The sequence below is a fragment of the Ehrlichia minasensis genome (assembly GCF_004181775.1).
GTDB lineage: Bacteria > Pseudomonadota > Alphaproteobacteria > Rickettsiales > Anaplasmataceae > Ehrlichia > Ehrlichia minasensis.
The window spans coordinates 16,182-32,718 of record NZ_QOHL01000015.1; the positions used below are offsets into that span (position 1 = coordinate 16,182).

10 protein-coding genes are annotated in these 16,537 nt (G+C 29.5%); 6 read left to right on the forward strand and 4 right to left on the reverse strand.

All coding sequences use genetic code 11. The features are described 5' to 3' along the window. Window positions 1-644 precede the first annotated feature (644 nt). Window positions 645-4,490, forward strand: coding sequence for a hypothetical protein (locus DRF75_RS03450; protein ID WP_045170825.1), 3,846 nt, complete (start codon window positions 645-647; stop codon window positions 4,488-4,490). Between the two features lie 476 nt (window positions 4,491-4,966). On the opposite strand, the gene DRF75_RS03455 is transcribed toward DRF75_RS03450, so the two are convergent. Continuing rightward, window positions 4,967-5,449, reverse strand: coding sequence for a Na+/H+ antiporter subunit E (locus tag DRF75_RS03455; RefSeq protein WP_045170827.1), 483 nt, complete (start codon window positions 5,447-5,449; stop codon window positions 4,967-4,969). 151 nt (window positions 5,450-5,600) lie between these two features. Here DRF75_RS03455 and DRF75_RS03460 point away from each other — a divergent pair, with 151 nt between their 5' ends. Further along, a complete protein-coding gene (locus tag DRF75_RS03460; RefSeq protein ID WP_240729890.1) occupies window positions 5,601-6,182 on the forward strand; it encodes a MotE family protein in 582 nt (193 codons plus the stop codon). 1,912 nt (window positions 6,183-8,094) lie between these two features. Here the strand turns inward: DRF75_RS03460 and DRF75_RS03465 are convergent. Both DRF75_RS03465 and DRF75_RS03470 read right to left on the reverse strand, forming a co-directional pair. Next, on the reverse strand, window positions 8,095-8,892 hold the full coding sequence (locus tag DRF75_RS03465) for a type III pantothenate kinase (RefSeq protein WP_045170829.1): 798 nt from the start codon (window positions 8,890-8,892) through the stop codon (window positions 8,095-8,097). A gap of 9 nt (window positions 8,893-8,901) precedes the next feature. Continuing rightward, on the reverse strand, window positions 8,902-9,954 hold the full coding sequence (locus DRF75_RS03470; RefSeq protein WP_240729891.1) for a quinone-dependent dihydroorotate dehydrogenase: 1,053 nt from the start codon (window positions 9,952-9,954) through the stop codon (window positions 8,902-8,904). Between the two features lie 162 nt (window positions 9,955-10,116). Here DRF75_RS03470 and DRF75_RS03475 point away from each other — a divergent pair, with 162 nt between their 5' ends. Continuing rightward, window positions 10,117-10,701 (forward strand): peptide deformylase, encoded by a 585-nt coding sequence (locus DRF75_RS03475; protein ID WP_045170830.1) that lies wholly within the window; start codon window positions 10,117-10,119, stop codon window positions 10,699-10,701. Window positions 10,702-11,363: 662 nt separating this feature from the next. Here DRF75_RS03475 and argH read toward each other — a convergent pair. Next, on the reverse strand, window positions 11,364-12,761 hold the full coding sequence (argH, locus tag DRF75_RS03480; RefSeq protein WP_129992657.1) for an argininosuccinate lyase: 1,398 nt from the start codon (window positions 12,759-12,761) through the stop codon (window positions 11,364-11,366). 361 nt (window positions 12,762-13,122) lie between these two features. Here argH and DRF75_RS03485 point away from each other — a divergent pair, with 361 nt between their 5' ends. The 3 genes from DRF75_RS03485 (at window position 13,123) to pdxH (ending at window position 16,098) form a co-directional block, all read left to right on the forward strand. Then, window positions 13,123-13,773 carry an alpha/beta hydrolase gene (locus DRF75_RS03485; protein ID WP_045170853.1) on the forward strand — a complete coding sequence of 217 codons (651 nt, stop codon included), beginning with the start codon at window positions 13,123-13,125 and terminating at the stop codon, window positions 13,771-13,773. 345 nt (window positions 13,774-14,118) lie between these two features. Beyond that, the gene (locus tag DRF75_RS03490) at window positions 14,119-15,066 is read left to right on the forward strand and encodes a patatin-like phospholipase family protein (RefSeq protein WP_129992658.1); all 948 of its coding nucleotides are present in this window, start codon (window positions 14,119-14,121) and stop codon (window positions 15,064-15,066) included. 438 nt (window positions 15,067-15,504) lie between these two features. Beyond that, a complete protein-coding gene (gene pdxH / locus DRF75_RS03495; RefSeq protein WP_045170834.1) occupies window positions 15,505-16,098 on the forward strand; it encodes a pyridoxamine 5'-phosphate oxidase in 594 nt (197 codons plus the stop codon). The last annotated feature ends 439 nt before the right edge of the window (window positions 16,099-16,537 follow it).

Below are 16,537 nucleotides of genomic sequence, written 5' to 3' on the forward strand. Positions count from 1 at the left end.
CTTGTTATTTTTTATTATTTATATAGTGGCATATTTCTTGTTAGTTGGTATTAAGATTATGTAAAAAAACTTATTAATTGGTATTGTATAGTTTAAAAGGCGTTTGATGATAAGCTATTAGTGTTGCTTTACCATAGCAATTTGTACATCTATGTGTTAATGACATAGTTGTAAGGTGTTTTTGATTATCAGTTTATGTAATGTATTGTTAATAAATTAATATTATGGAAAAACGCAATGTAGATTATTTGTTGTTGATAATTGTGCTGTAAGTTTAAAACATGTAGTTAAAGTATATTTGCTGTGTATAGCTCTAAATTAACTTTGTGGTAGCAGATTATCATGTAATTTGTTTAACTTATAGTTAAAAATAATTACTCAAGTCAGTGGTACTTTTATCAATAATTTAATCTTATGGTCTTTGTAAATAAGCTGATATTCAGAGTGAAAATGAGGCTTTATACTTAACTAATATTAATGAAGTAGGTAGATATTTATTAAACTTTATCGTTAAGTTTATCAAAATAATTTATAGACGGTACTCTTGTGAATTGTATGAAAAATAAGGACGAGGACTTTTGTATGTATATGGTAAAAATATTAATAGTTAGGATAAAATTGTTAACTAATTCAGGTGTACACTCATGTTAGCACGTTTTGGTAATAGTAGTAAAAAATTGTCTTCTCTTCCGCAATCTGGCACGCAGGATAGTAAGAAAGATAGTGTTTCATTAAGAGATGATTCTGTTAATCAAGGAACTACCGATCAGTATTTTTCTATGTTTAGTTTTCAACACGATATTCTAAAAGGTGTGAGTGAGATTCTACTCTCACACTATAAAGAGATATTTAGTTTTGTTAATCTACTAGAAAAAGATGAAGACTTTTTTTTAAAGACTATATGTTCTTCTTGCATGACGAACTTTTTTTATGACTTGAGATTTTTCATGTATAATTTGAATATTCTTGTTAATAGTCCGATATCAAAATTGGATATACCGCATTTAGTGATTAGTAAGGATACACTATGTCACTCATGCATAACTCTTGTATTACATTATGAAAATTTTGATGAGAGTGTATTACACAGAACAAATACAACTATGCCTTCGTGGCAAACGGTTGTATATAATGATAGTCATAGTACTACTACTGTAGCAAATGCTGCTAGTGAACAGCAAGATAGAAGTATCAATGATTATATGTTGTTTATTAGTGAGCAAATGGATTTTGTATTATCTGTAACAGGACAAATACATGCTATTTTATCAAGGTTGCAGCAAGGAAAGGCTGATTATAAAGAGCTTTTAGAAAAATCTACTGATTTGGTGGTTTTACGTAATAAACACAATGTAGAATTAAAAATAAGAACTTTAGGGATATTTTTGAAACACACATTAAATGAGTTGATAAAATGTCGTGGTGTATTTAACGTGATATTGTTATGCAATAAAGATAAACAAGCAGAGTTATTGGATAGAGAATTAAAAATATGTCAGAATGACAGTAATCTTAGGCTAGTTAGGGTTTTAATTTTAAATCGAATATTAAGTCGTGAAAGTTATCGGGCAAGATTATTTGGTGAACGTAATATCACTTGTTTAACACAACGTGTATTTAATGCAAAGGAGCAAATAGATAATGATGCTGTTGGCATGTCTATAATGTCAGATGTTAGACATGTTAAGTCAGAAGAATGTAATGCTGATGCTTTTGCAGACGATAGTGATAATGGTGGAGATCTAAAGGAAACAACTGATCAACCAATTCAAAGTAATCCAGTATATGATATTCCTTTAACAGCTGCCAATCAGGATGTGAAAGCTGATGCTATGGAATTTAGTAAAACATGTGCTTTTGATGATGATAGTGTTGAAGAAGATCAATACTGTGTTGTACTGGATGATAATGAGGAAAATGGTGCTGATATGCATCATTATTGTGAGATTGAGTGTGAGTCTAGTGAGGCATATACTGTGATGGCAAGTGTGGGTGAAACACATCAACCCAGTGGCAGTAAGTATGGTAATGATCCTGCTATGCAAGATTATTTTAATATTGACTGTAAAGCTAGTAAACTTGATGAAACAGCACCTACTTTTACATCAAGTCCAAAAGATATGTTATGTGATACTCTGAGTAGTAGTTCTACTAAGAGAAATGGAATACTTGATTATGAGTTTATATGTGAAGAATCTGGTGAATCCGGTGAAGAATATCCTGTAATGGCAGGTGTAAGTGGAACACGTCAAGATATACCCAGTAGCAGTAAGTGTGATAGTGATACTGCAATGCACGGTTATTATAATATTGAACGTAAAGCTAGTACACTTGGTAGAACAACACCTACTTTTTCAAGTATAAAAGATACGTTAAGTAGTGTTCGGCGTAGTAATTCTACCAAGAGAGATAGAATACCTGATAGAAGTAACTTATTTTTTCGAGGAAAGTTGAGTGATGCAAGTCGTAGTATTGTACAGTACATGGAAAGTGAAGAAGGTAGAAAACGTTTATTAGACTCGTTGGTTAAAGAGGCAGGTAATATGAATCAGTTAGTCAAAATATTAGCTGCAGAGTTGGGTAAAGAAGCTTTAGTTAATATATTTAATATGTCATTATCTTATGTTGAGCAAGTTTTAAGTAATGATGATACTAATGTTATTCATAAACGTATTGATGGAAAGTTTGTAAGATCTTGTGGAGGTGGTGCACTTTTAAAAATGCAGCTGTTGGAAGAGTTTATCTCTTATGTGAATGCTAAAAGTAATAAGAAAGTTGGGGAAAGTGCATCATCAAAAGGATTATTTGATAGAAAGAGTTATAAGTATATCGGGTATGATACAGTAAGGACAAGCAAAGTAAAGGATGGTAGTTCTGTATCAAGAAGTTACTCAGATGCAAAGCTAATGGAGGCAAAACAATATGTTGAGAAAGGGTTGGGTTGCCGAAATACTAATGCGGGAAGTAGTGCGGGTTTAAGTAGTACGTTAAGTAATCAAAATAAGAAATTTGTCTCCTTTAATGCTGTAGATTGTATAGATGTGTCTAATCCTTCTTCTAGCAAACAGGATCTAATGTTTCAGGCATTCAGTAATTGCCAAAGTGATAAACAAGATGTTTCAGCTGAAAATCTTCCAATGATAAGTAGCTGTATGGGTAAATCAGTGGCTTTAGTAGATCAGTATGCAGTTCATGCTAATAAGGTGTTAGAAAATTTTATAAAAGATATGATTGATGGTTTAAATAAATCCATAGATCGGTATTTAAGATTTACAGATAAGTTACAAAAAGAGCCTAATCTACTAAATTGGGTTTTGTACTTTTTAATAAATAAAAACAGTTTTAGTGCTTGTAAGTCTGCTATTTTAGAGGGCTTAAAACCTTGCTTTTTATATTATAACCTGATTGCTTCTATTCCTGATTTAGATTTGTATGTTAAGAAACTAGATACATCTTGGATAGATTCTTATGTAAAATCTTTGTATACTCTGGTGCATAAATGTGAGGTAAATGGTGTAAATTTTGGTGTCAGTAAAGATTGCGTAATACGTAAGCTGTCCAAATATCAAATGCAAGTGTATGATGTTAAAAGATTAAGTCATTATTTTGAAGTGTTTAACTCGACAAATTTTGATAAGCAAAATCTTAGTTCATTTGTGATAAAGAACAAGGTGATTATTTCGTTAAAATACTTCAAAACTAATGAGGTGTGTTATGAATTAGATGGTAGTTGTTATTATGGCATGATTATCAAAGGAGATATTTCTAAAAAAGTAGTTTTAACTTGTAATAATCTTACTTTACATGGAAATATTAAGGGAAAAGTAGTATCATCATGTCGTGAGTCAGTGAAAATTGTAGGGTCAGTTACTGGATGTCTTATTAGTGAAGAGGAATCTGCAACTGGTAGTACTGCAGTTAGTGTTGATAATTGTGTGCAAGATAGATCAGCAGTTAAAGTTGAGAGGAATCCTATAATACAGCATAGAGGTGTTTCTGGTGTTGTAGAGGTCTGTGGAAATGTTTCTGGTACTGTGATTGTAAGAAATAGGAATATTATAATAAATGGTAAAGTAAGTAATAAAGGGTCTGTAATTTCTAAATTTGGAAAATATGCATGTTTTGTTGGTACAGTTGCAGGTTCTGTTATATTAAAAAGGACAAAGTTTGCATTTTTTAATGATATTTTGTATAGTACTACCCACTTAATTGCTGAGGAATGTAAGATTTGTCTTAGGAAAGAAAAAAAGTTACAATTAGATTTAGGATTTATTGATTCTGAATTTTTTGAATTATCTGAAAGTTTTAAATTTGATGTATCAAAATTAAAAAAAATTATGGATGAAGATAAACGTACTGCTAATGATGATGGTGCAGGTGTATCTACACGTCCTGAAGGAAGTAAAAGTAATATTATTAGAAGTAAAAATGTTCGTAGTTTTTTTCGTAATGTTAGAATTAACAGTATGTCAGAATTAATGGCAATATGAGCTTTAATTTTGTTAATAATGTAAAGCATCGCATTGTAAGTTATCAGGAATATGATAGTTTTTAGTAAGTTTGCATTAGTGAAGTGTTTAAGATGTGGGATGAAGACGGCATTGTCAGTTTGTCAATTTCATTGTAGCAATTTGTTAATGAGTGTTAATAGTGCATATAATTATGGTAATTGTAGCAACCTATTGACATGTTGGAAATGTGAAATAAATATTAGAAGTGTTTATTTAGTAGATTTCTTTGTAGTATCACGTGAACTTTGATTTTTAAGATATGAGTTATTAATTCAAAAAGTATTTGTGCGAGTAAATAGTGGTTTATGGTTATTTTATAGTGAAATTTATTAGAAAAGTTTTCGAATAGGTTGTTTTTGTTGTGATATGTTGATTTTTATCAATACAATACTTTAGTTTTATAGTTTGTAATTATAAGAAAATTCTAAACTTGTAGTAGTAATTTTTAGGAAAAGTTATAAAGTTATAACTTTATTGTCAATATCTACTACACCAGACATCGATTCTTGATCTATAGCTAAGACTGTTATTTTATATGGTGTAGTGTCTGTAACATCTATGCTTACTGTGCCGGGAGTAAATGTTATGGAATTTGCAACTATTAGTGCATTTAAACCTGTAGTTTGTTTGCTTTGTATTACTTTGAAAATTGGTGGATTAATGTTTGTTCTAAAGTTCCATACTTTTTTTATTATATGTATGTTAGATAATATGGCTTGTTGAATAAGCCATGCAAAATAAGATAAAAGGTGCAATATAAATGTATGAGTTCTTGGTTGGTAGTAAGTATAATTCTCATTTAATGGTATAGCATTCTTTAGGATTCTTGTTATGACTAATGTAGTTATGCAGCTTACAGCACCTAATGTTATGAAAAATAAATCGAAATATCCTGATAAAATTAACCAAAATATGAATAATATAAAAAATTTCTTCACCGCTTTTTATTATTAAAGTATTTGATTATAAGTAATGTTAGCACAAAACATTATAATTATTTATTGCTAAATCACTATAGTGTTTTATTATAACATACTCAATTCTGAGAACACTGTATAATAGTTTATTGATAGTATGCAAGTGATTTATGTGATTAATGTAGTGTTAATATTCTTTATAACTGGAGTTTTATTGCATGGTGCCTATAGCATTAGTGATGATAAAGTTGTAGAGTTTAATTTGTTAGATAGTGTTACGTTTGTTAAAAGTAGTGATAATTTTTCTAAAGATTTAAAGAATAAAATAAGCTTAGTTCAGGTAGATAGTAGTACTATATCCATTATAGATTTGCAAGATTGGTATTATCATTTGTTAAAGCAAGAAGAGAGCTTAAAGAATAAAGAAATTTTGTTAAGAGATATTGAAAAACACAATAATGAGCAGATTTTATACTTAGAAAATGTGAAGAAAGTATTAGCATCATTAATTAAGGTTGATGATAACAAAGAAAGAATACACAGTTTAGTAAAAATATATGAAAATATGCCTGTTGAATTAGCTGCGGAAATATTTGGGTTATTGGATATAAATTCACTAATGTCAATAGCGCATAATATTGATAAAGTAACTTTGTCAAATATATTATTGCATGTAAGTCCAAGCGTAACTGAAATGATTAAAAAGGCATCTGCAAGTATATCTAAATGTGATTGTAGTAATAGTGTTTCTTAAAAATTATGATTTTGTAGTTTTGCATTTTGTTAAATTAGCATTCAATAGATTTCTAAGTTAGTGAATTTAGTTATAGTTCTGGTCTTTGTGTAAAAATACTGTGCGATAAAAACTTCAATGGTATTGGTAGTTTATTACGGCTGTTGTAAATTTTTTCATTTTTATTTATGTAGTTTTGTTTGATATTAAAATTATGATAATTTTTTCGAGATGAGATAGTTAGTATTGATGGTTTAATTAGATTTTATATGTTAAGAGCTGAAAACTAGCATTAATGTTCTTGATATTGTGTTAATCTTACGTGAACATAGTGGTTAGTTTTGTAATGAATAAATGGGGATGCAGGGTATTGTTAATTCTTACTTTTAAAGTTTTGTATTGTATGGTGCTAAGATAACATAAGTGATGTATTTATTAGGATAGAAGTTTCTTTAAGATGTGCTTTACCAGTGGTAAATGGGTACAAAATTTTTGAGTATAATGCTTCTTTTGGGCTTGAATTGGATAGTGTTCAGGTGATATTGTAAATGGTATCTATCATATATTAAGTGACAAGTCTGCTGGTATTGCGATAACATGTGTTTTACGATTGGTAAGTAGATATAAGGTTTAGCTTCAGGATAATGCTTCTTTTAGACCTTGAATTGGATAGTGTTCAGGTGATATTGTAAATGGTATCTATCATATATTAAGTTACAAGTCTGCTGGTATTGCGATAACATGTGTTTTACGATTGGTAAGTAAATATAAGGTTTAGCTTCAGGATAATGCTTCTTTTGGACCTTGAATTGGATAGTGTTCAGGTAATATTGTAATGGTATTTATCATATGTTAAGTTACAAGTCTGCTGGTATTGCGATAACATGTGTTTTACAATTGGTAAGTAAATATAAGGTTTAGATTCAGGATAATGCTTCTTTTGGACCTTGAATTAGATAGTATTCAGGTAATATTGTAAATGGTATCTATCGTATATTAAGTTACAAGTCTGCTGGTATTGTTATAACATGTGTTTTACGATTGGTAAGTAAATATAAGGGTTAGCTTCAGGATAATGCTTCTTTTGGGCTTGAATTGGATAGTGTTCAGGTGATATTGTAAATGGTATCTATCATATATTAAGTGACGAGTCTGCTGGTATTGCGATAACATGTGTTTTACGATTGGTAAGTAGATATAAGGTTTAGCTTCAGGATAATGCTTCTTTTGGACCTTGAATTAGATAGTATTCAGGTGATATTGTAAATGGTATCTATCATATGTTAAGTTACAAGTCTGCTGGTATTGTTATAACATGTGTTTTACGATTGGTAAGTAAATATAAGGTTTAGCTTCAGGATAATGCTTCTTTTGGACCTTGAATTAGATAGTATTCAGGTAATATTGTAAATGGTATTTATCATATGTTAGGTTAGAAGTTTTCTTATATTGTAATAACATGTGTTTTTCTATGAGTAGATGAATACAATGCTTAGCTTTAGGATAATATTTCTTTCAAAGTCTGATGATGCTAAAGTAACAGGTTATGCAAATTTTGTTATCTTATTAATTTGCTAGTCTTATGTGCTGTTACAGGGTGTGAGAGGATATTTGAATTAAGTAATGATTACTGCTGAATCCTAAAATTATGTCTGAACTTATTCGTTTAATCAATAAGTTTAGTTATAATTTGTATGTGAATTTATATGTAAATACGAATAGTAAGTCTAAAAAGTGTAGATTACTACTAGCTAGTTTTTACTCTAGCTTTATGAGAAAATTCTATGTGTTTACTATTTACATTTTTTTACATATTTGTAGTTTTCATTTAGGTGATAACTGTTTTTCCTCATATTATTACTTTGGCAGGCTTTTTAATTTTTTAAATAATATGTTACTGCTTCTGTAATATTGTAGTTATGAAAATCAATTTTTAATCAAATGTTATTTTAGCTTTGTTATTAGATAGCATATTGTGTAAATATAAAATACCTTTGATAGTTAGGTCTGTTTCAATGTTATTAATAGCAGTTTTATGATCAAAGAATAAGTGAGAGTTTCCTCCTGTTGCTATTACATGTAGATCTTTTTTTTCTTCTTTGATGATTTTTTCAGTCATTCCATTCACCATTGTTATATATCCCCAATACACTCCTGATTCCATAGCATAGTATATATTATTATGTACTACTTTATCTTGTTTTGATACTAATACCTCTGGTAATAGTGCAGTAAATTGTCTCATACTTTTTGCCAGAATATGTGCTCCAGGTGCTATTACTTGTCCATATATGCATTTATCTTTATTAAGTAAGTTAAATACTGTTGCAGTTCCCATCCCTATTATTAATAAGTCTTTGTTAGGATATATATTACTTGCTGCGATTATGTCTGCTAATCTGTCTGATCCTAATGTTTTATTTTGTAGATTTATCTTAATGTTGAAAATATCTGCGTGATTGTTATCTAGTATTGTAGGATTTATATTGAAATAGTTTTTACTTAATTCTAGCATTGGTTGTGTGATGCTTGGTACTACACTTGATATAATAATATTATTTATGTTTTTATAATCTACATTTAATTGATTTATTGTGTTATTTAAATAAAAAAAATATTGATCTGCTGTTTTTGCTATTTGTGAAGCTATTCTTATTATTTTGAGTATTCTGTTGCTTGTACAGATTGCAAATTTTATATTTGTGTTTCCTACATCTATTGCTATTAACATCTTTTTCTATTAATGGTTATATCCTATTGCGTCACTTACTTTAGTGAATCCATCTGCAGCTAGGAGTTCAGCTAATTCTAAGCTGATTTTATTAGCTATGTTGAATCCGTTGTACACTATGGCAGTGTATAACTGTATTAGAGATGCACCGGCTTTTATTTTTTCATATGCATGATATCCACTACTTACTCCACCACATCCTATTAATAAAAGTTTGCCTTGGGAAATGTGGTATATTTCAGATAGTACTTGTGTTGATAAATCAAAAAGTGGTCTCCCGCTTAATCCTCCTCTTATATTTATGTGTGTATTGAGTAGTTTTTGATGCTGTAATGAAGTATTGCTTATGATTAATCCACTGATTTTATATTGTAGTGCTAAATCTACAATATCTTGCTTTGTGTTATCATTAATGTCTGGTGAGATTTTTAACATTATAGGTATGGATTCTGCATAATCTGCTGACTTACGGACTTGAGATATAGCTGTTAGTAGTTCTGATAATAAATCTTGTTTTTGAAATTCGTGTAACCCTGGAGTATTAGGAGATGATATGTTAAGTGTAATGTAATTACTTAAACCATAGACTTTCTGTACTAGGTCAAAATAATCTTGAATAGGATTTTTTGATTTTTTGTTAAATCCTATATTTATACCAAATATGCAGTGGTTAAGTTCGATATTGTCTACTTTCTTTATTAAAAAATCTACTCCTTTATTATTAAAGCCCATACTATTAATTATTGCTTCTTCATTGATTAGCCTATGTACACGTGGTTTTTTATTACCTATTTGTGGATGTTTTGTGACTGTTCCAACTTCGACAAAACCAAACCCATTAGAAAGTAAAGGTTGTATTACTTCTGCGTTCTTGTCAAATCCAGCTGCTACGCCTATGGGAGTTCTAATGAACTTGTTAAAGGCTCGAATGTTAAGTGACCTTGGAATATCAACTTTCTTTACAGGAATAAAATTGTTTTTTAATGCAAAGATTGCTATTTTATGCGCAATTTCTGGTGGTATGCAAAACAGTGGGTTAGTGAATATCTGTTTAAATGACACAATACTTAATGATTAGTTGATACACATATGCACTGATTATATCAGTTTTTTATAAAAATACTACTTGTATAACTAATAAATGTGTATAACAACTGTTAAGATAATGAAATATATAGAATTATACTGTAAATTGCTTATACTAAAAGTTGAGGGGAATATAATATGAATATCTTATCTGTTGATAATGCTCAAGATTTACGAAACTTGCATGCTATATCTCATCCTATTGAGAAGATAGATCAAGAAATTATAGCGTTAGCTAATGATATGATGAAAGTTATGGAGCATAGTAAGACTGTAGGATTATCTGCAGTGCAACTTGGTAATCATAGTAGAATGTTTACTATAAATATGTTTAGTGGATTGTTTGATGTTACACAGGATATAAAGGTTTTATCTGGACACCATTCTTTACATGGTAAAAATATGGTGTGTATAAATCCTGAAGTTCTTAGTTTTTCTGCTGAAACTGTTGATTTATTTGAAGGTTGTTCTTCAGCTAAATCTTATGGATTGATTAATATTACAAGACCAAGACATATGGATTTTAAATATACAGATTTATTAGGCAATGAATGTGTTGTTAGAGTATATGGGTGGCTTTCTAGATGTATACAACATGAACTTGATCATTTAAATGGAATATTATTAGCTAATGTTGTAGATAACATAAAAAATAATTGCGTTAATAGTATTTCTCATGAAGATCACAGTGTTATACATATACTACTTGTGAACAAAAAGTAATGTTCTTATTTGTAAGAAGTTGTTAAGCAATACTATATTTAACAAGAAGTAGTGAATTTTTGAAAAATACATTGTTGTATATAAAGTAAGATGTCTATTTGATAAAGCTAGTGTGTGTGTTTACAAATGAAAGTTATCAGTGTAGTTAATCTATAAATTATTAATCTAGTTAGGTTATAGTTTTATTGGAATTGAGTATCAAATGGTATTCTGATTGAGGGTATATACTTGATTACTAGGTTATGAAATATTGGTGTGTTAAACATAAAGATATAAATAGAAGTATGCTAAGAGTGCTAATGGAGTTGTAAGAATAGTTGCCGGTTTAAATATAGATATATCTTTTTTTATCATAATTTGTAGAAATGAAATTAATTTTACTAATGATATGGTTTTTATATATTAAAGAATGTGGCTTCAATGTGAATATGTAATGAGTTCGTATTAATTAAGTTCATTAATTGTTTTTATGATATGTAATGTATAAAAGTGGTGATTTTTTGTAAATGAGAGTATCATAAGTATATTGATAAATATATTGGTTATACAACTACATAATTGATTATTTTTTGTAACTTAGTGCATCATGATAAGTTTGTAGTCTACATAGTGATAAGATTGGTTTGCTGTCATGTTATGAAGCAATTATACATTGTTTTTGTCTATTGTGAGCATTTAATGTTGCTAAGGTATGCTTTACCTTTCTTTATTGCTTCCATTACATTAGTAGGTGCAGTGCCTCCATAGCTGGTTCTGCTAGCAACTGAATTTTCTACTGATAATACTGAAAATACAGTTTCATTTATGGTGGGAATAATTGTTTTTATTTGTTCTAATGTTAATTCATGTAATTTACATTGGTTGTGTTCAGCAAGCCTAACTATTTGGCCAGTCATTTCGTGAGACTCTCTAAATGAGAGATTAAGATTTTTTACTAACCAGTCTGCAAGGTCTGTTGCTGTTGAATAATCATGCTCTGCTGCTTTTAGCATGTTGTTTTTATTAATTATTATGTTAGTTAGCATGTTATTCATTGCTTCTATGCATAACATTAAATTGTTTGCAGCGTCAAATACTGCTTCCTTATCTTCTTGCATATCTTTGCTATATGCTAACGGTAATCCTTTCATGACTACTAATATTTGGTTTAACGATGCAAAAATTCTTCCAGTTTTGCCTCTGATAAGCTCTGCTGCATCTGGGTTCTTCTTTTGTGGCATTATTGAACTACCAGTTGTGATATTGTCAGAAAGTGTTATAAATTTGAAGTTATAACTGCACCATAGTATAATCTCTTCTGCTAATCTTGATAAATGCATTATGCAAATTGAAGCATTTGATAAGAATTCAATGGCATAGTCTCTATCTGATACAGCATCTATGGAATTTTCTGTTGGACTGTAGAATCCTAGTTCTTGTGCAACAAAGTGTCTATCTATTGGAAAAGATGTTCCTGCTAATGCTGCAGATCCTAAAGGACATTGATTCATGCGTTTGTATAAATCTTGGTAACGTGAGAAATCTCTTTTAAACATTTCAAAATATGCCATTAAGTGATGACCTAATGTTACAGGTTGGGCAATTTGTAAATGTGTAAATCCTGGCATGATGGTATCGTAATGCAATTCAGCCATATTAATGATGGTTTCTTGTAATTCATGTAAGTAATGTTCTATTTTTACTATTGATTTACGTATCCAAAGTTTAAAGTCTGTTGCAACTTGATCATTACGTGATCTTGCGGTATGCAATTTTCCTGCAATATTCCCTATCATTTTTTTTAGATTATGTTCTATGTTCATGTGTATGTCTTCTAGATCAATGCTAAACTCTAAAGCACCAGATGAAATTTGATTTTGTATCACCTCTAATCCGTGAATGATAAGTTGCCCTTCGTATTTATTGATGATTTTTTGATTAATTAGCATTTTGCAGTGTGCTATTGATCCTGCTATATCTTCTTCGTACAATGTTTTATCAAATGATATTGATTCATTAATCTTTTTCATAATATCACTAGAGGATGTAGTAAATCTTCCTCCCCATAAAGGATTTTTCATATTGTTATTTATCTAATTATGAATATTGGTACATTATCTTGTAAATGATTCAAAATTACAATGATATTTAAGTTTTTGTACAATTGTTTATATCTTTTTGAATAAGTTATTATATGGACTGATTCAATTATCATGTTGCACTTATGAATAAATAATTATTTTGATATCTATTGGTATTGTTATATTCAAGAATGTTATGTAAAATTCACATTTTGCTAGTGCATTGTAAGTGTAGGTATTGGAATGTAATATTAAGTGTGTGTTATATAGGAATAGTTATGACGTCTCTGATACTATCTAGTTGTTTTTACAAGGGATTATGTATATTTTAGTTTATGTTTGTTGTGATGTGGGTAACATAATGAGTATAGTTATTGATGGACCAAGTTTCATTTCTGGTAATTCTGCTGATATTTTAGTTGTATTATTACATGGGAGAGGTGCAACTGGTGATAGTATAATGTCGGTTGGTCATTTAATGAGTGAACTATTACCTAATGCTTATTTTGTTGCTCCTAATGCTCTAAAATATGAAAATACAGGTTATGCATGGTTTAATAGGCGTGATTGTTCTGAAGATGTTATATTTTCTGATATGGAAAAAACAGCCTTAATTGTTAATAATTTTATAGATTTGCAATTGAAAAATACTGGTTTAACCGATGATAAGTTGGTTTTGGCTGGATTTTCTCAGGGTGCAATGTTAGCAGTACATATAGCATTGTTGAGAAAAAGAAAATGTGCTTCTGTTATATCTTATTCAGGTGCTATAATATGTCCAAATTACTTAAAATATAGGATAAATGTAAAACCTGATGTTTGTGTTATTCATGGTACAGATGATCAGGTATTACCGTTTTCATTTTTTGATGATGCTATTGAGTTTTTGTCTAACAACAATATACCTGTGGAAGGTCATGCTATTTCTGGGCTGGATCATAGTATAAATAATGTGTGTATAAAATTAAGTACAAAATTCATAACTGATAGACTTTCCCGAGTTTCTAATTAATGTTGCGGATAAACTTCTGTATATTTTATTACTAATATAAAATTTATTTAGATAAATGTGTTTTTTATCTCATTGTTAGTGATTAGTTGAAAAGACAATAGATATTGTAAAAATAACTAAAAATATAAGAAAATTGCTATAATGTTGTGTTGGACATTGGCTATGCAAAGGTTATCTTGAGATTATTTTAAGTATGGAATAATATAAGTTAAATGATTTACAAAAAGTAACTATGCTACTGATATATACAATAAAAAGTTGTATATATTAGCTGTATTTTCTGTATTGTTTAAAATCTAATATAATTAATATATAGTGAGATAATTCTAAAAATAGGGGGTAGTAATGACTAAGTATGTGTTATCAGTAGATGGTGGAGGAGTTAGAGGTATAGTTGCTGCAACCATATTGCAAGAGATGGAAAAAAGAATAAATAAACCATTATGTAAAATATTTGATTTGGTATCTGGTAGTTCAGTTGGCAGTCTTATAGGTGGTGCACTTTGTATAAAGAATGCTGATGGTACTCCAAGATATAGTGCATGTGATTTGTTAGAGCTAATGTTGATGTATGCGGGTAAGATTTTTTGTAATTCTACTGTAAGAAATGCTTTATCATTAGTTTTTGGTCCTAAATACTCTGATAAAAATTTGAATGCAATACTTCAAGAAATATTTGGTGATATTTCAATGAAGGACTTAATGACGGATTTTATTGTTCCAAGTTATGATTTATGTTCTAATCAAACTGTAATGTTTAGAAGTTGGATAGATAAATATAGTAGCATAAAAGTATGTGATATCACTAGGGCTGCTGTAGCTGCACCTACTTATTTTACTCCAAAAAAGATGATTATGGATAATCAGAAGCAGTTATTAGTAGATAGTGCAATTGTTTGTAATAATCCTATAATAGCAGCATATGCTGCAGCACAAGTATTATATCCAAATGAAAAGATATGCTGCTTATCTATTGGGTGTGGTACTGTTGGTCAAAGTTTTGCAGATTTGCAAAATTCTTTATTATATTGGTCACGTAAGATACTATGTGTTATTATTGATGCTGGTTTAGAAGCTGTAGATTACCAAATGGCTAGGATTGTAAAAGGAGAGGATTCATATTATAGAATTTCTGGTGATATAACGTATTCTTCATGTGATTTTGATGATGCTTCTCCTGGGAGTATAAAAAATCTCAAAAGGGATGCACAAAAGATTTTGCAAGAAAATGAAAAGAATATAAATGATTTTTGTGATATGCTACTTGGTGATGAGAAAATTAAGAATTTATAGTTTTATGTAAATTTTAAAAAAGTGTGTTATATGCTTTTAAGCTATAGTAATGTTATTGTAGTTAAAGCATATGTTGGTAGGATTTTGTGGAATGAGCTGTATCATTTAGTTACTGTATCAGTAAGTATGAAATGTAGTAGAAATTGGTGTGAATGTGAGTATTTTATATTTGGTAGGGCTTATTTAACTATATTTTTTGTTCTGGTAACATAATTTTTGTGCTAGGAATGTACTAACATCTTGAAAATATATCTCTCTAAGATTGAGAATTTTTATTAGTGTACTATAAGAGAATTAGTGTTTTGACATATTTTATAGATAAGAATATTTATATAATACTTTTAGGTAGTTTTGTTAAACCAAGTAATGTAGTCTTGTGATGCATGTAATATAAACATTAATTGCTATATTTGTTTGAATTAATGTTGAAGGTAGAATATGATTAAGAAGGATCCGATTGAATTATTTGATTTATGGTATAATGAGATATTGGCCTTTCCTTTAAAAGGTAAAGATCCTACAGCAATGGTGCTTGCTACTTGTAGTAAGGATTTGAAACCTTCAGCAAGGGTTGTTCTATTGAAAAAGCACAGTGATCAAGGTTTTGTATTTTTTACAAATATAAATAGTCGTAAAGGCAGGGAAATAACAGAAAATCCTTTTGCTGCTTTAGTTTTTGATTGGAGCTATATTGCTAAGCAAGTTAGGATTGAAGGTGAAGTAAAAATACTGTCTTATCAGGATACGGATGAATATTATGCGTCTAGGCCTATTGGTAGTCAAATAGGTGCGTGGTGTTCTAAACAGTCAAGTGTATTAGAAGATAGGGCAGATTTTCTTAAATCAATAGAAAAGATGACAGCGGAGTTTCATGGGAAGTCGATACCTAGGCCAAATTATTGGGTTGGGATGGTGGTTGTGCCAATATTGATGGAATTCTGGCAGGAGGGTTTAAATAGAATACACACTAGATATCAATATACTAGAAGTAGTAATATGGATGTATGGAATGTTGTGGAATTATATCCATAATAAATATGATGATTGGTTGATGAGATTATAATTTCTCTGTAGAGTAAAAAACACAGTTGTTTTTGTAGCTTATGTAGTGTTTCAAAAGGGAATTTTATAGTAATGTGCCCTAAAAATCAGTGTGCTTTCTATTTTTGTAATGTTCATAAGATGTTGTAGCATGTAGAGGTAGAGTGTTAGTGGTGCTATATGAGATTAGTATTCTTGGTAATATTAGTATACGTGTGTTAAATGTGTAAAATTGGTGATTAAAAAATATTTGTAGGTTTTTTTAAATATTGAAATGATAGTTGTTTTTCTGAAACTTGCATAGTTATTTAGTAAGGAAATATTAAGTTAGTGTACCATAAAAATTAGTATGCTTTCATTTATGTGCTATAGCATCATGTGTAGGTAGAGTGTTAGTAGTGTCATTGAAGTGCTAGGAATATAATATCCA

Bases quoted from the DNA above. Each gene is read 5' to 3' on its own strand.
- DRF75_RS03450 (WP_045170825.1), top strand. From the start codon at position 645: ATGTTAGCACGTTTTGGTAATAGTAGTAAAAAATTGTCTTCTCTTCCG.
- DRF75_RS03465 (WP_045170829.1), bottom strand. From the start codon at position 8,892: ATGTTAATAGCAATAGATGTAGGAAACACAAATATAAAATTTGCAATC.
- DRF75_RS03475 (WP_045170830.1), top strand. From the start codon at position 10,117: ATGAATATCTTATCTGTTGATAATGCTCAAGATTTACGAAACTTGCAT.
- argH (WP_129992657.1), bottom strand. From the start codon at position 12,761: ATGAAAAATCCTTTATGGGGAGGAAGATTTACTACATCCTCTAGTGAT.
- DRF75_RS03485 (WP_045170853.1), top strand. From the start codon at position 13,123: ATGAGTATAGTTATTGATGGACCAAGTTTCATTTCTGGTAATTCTGCT.
- DRF75_RS03490 (WP_129992658.1), top strand. From the start codon at position 14,119: ATGACTAAGTATGTGTTATCAGTAGATGGTGGAGGAGTTAGAGGTATA.
- pdxH (WP_045170834.1), top strand. From the start codon at position 15,505: ATGATTAAGAAGGATCCGATTGAATTATTTGATTTATGGTATAATGAG.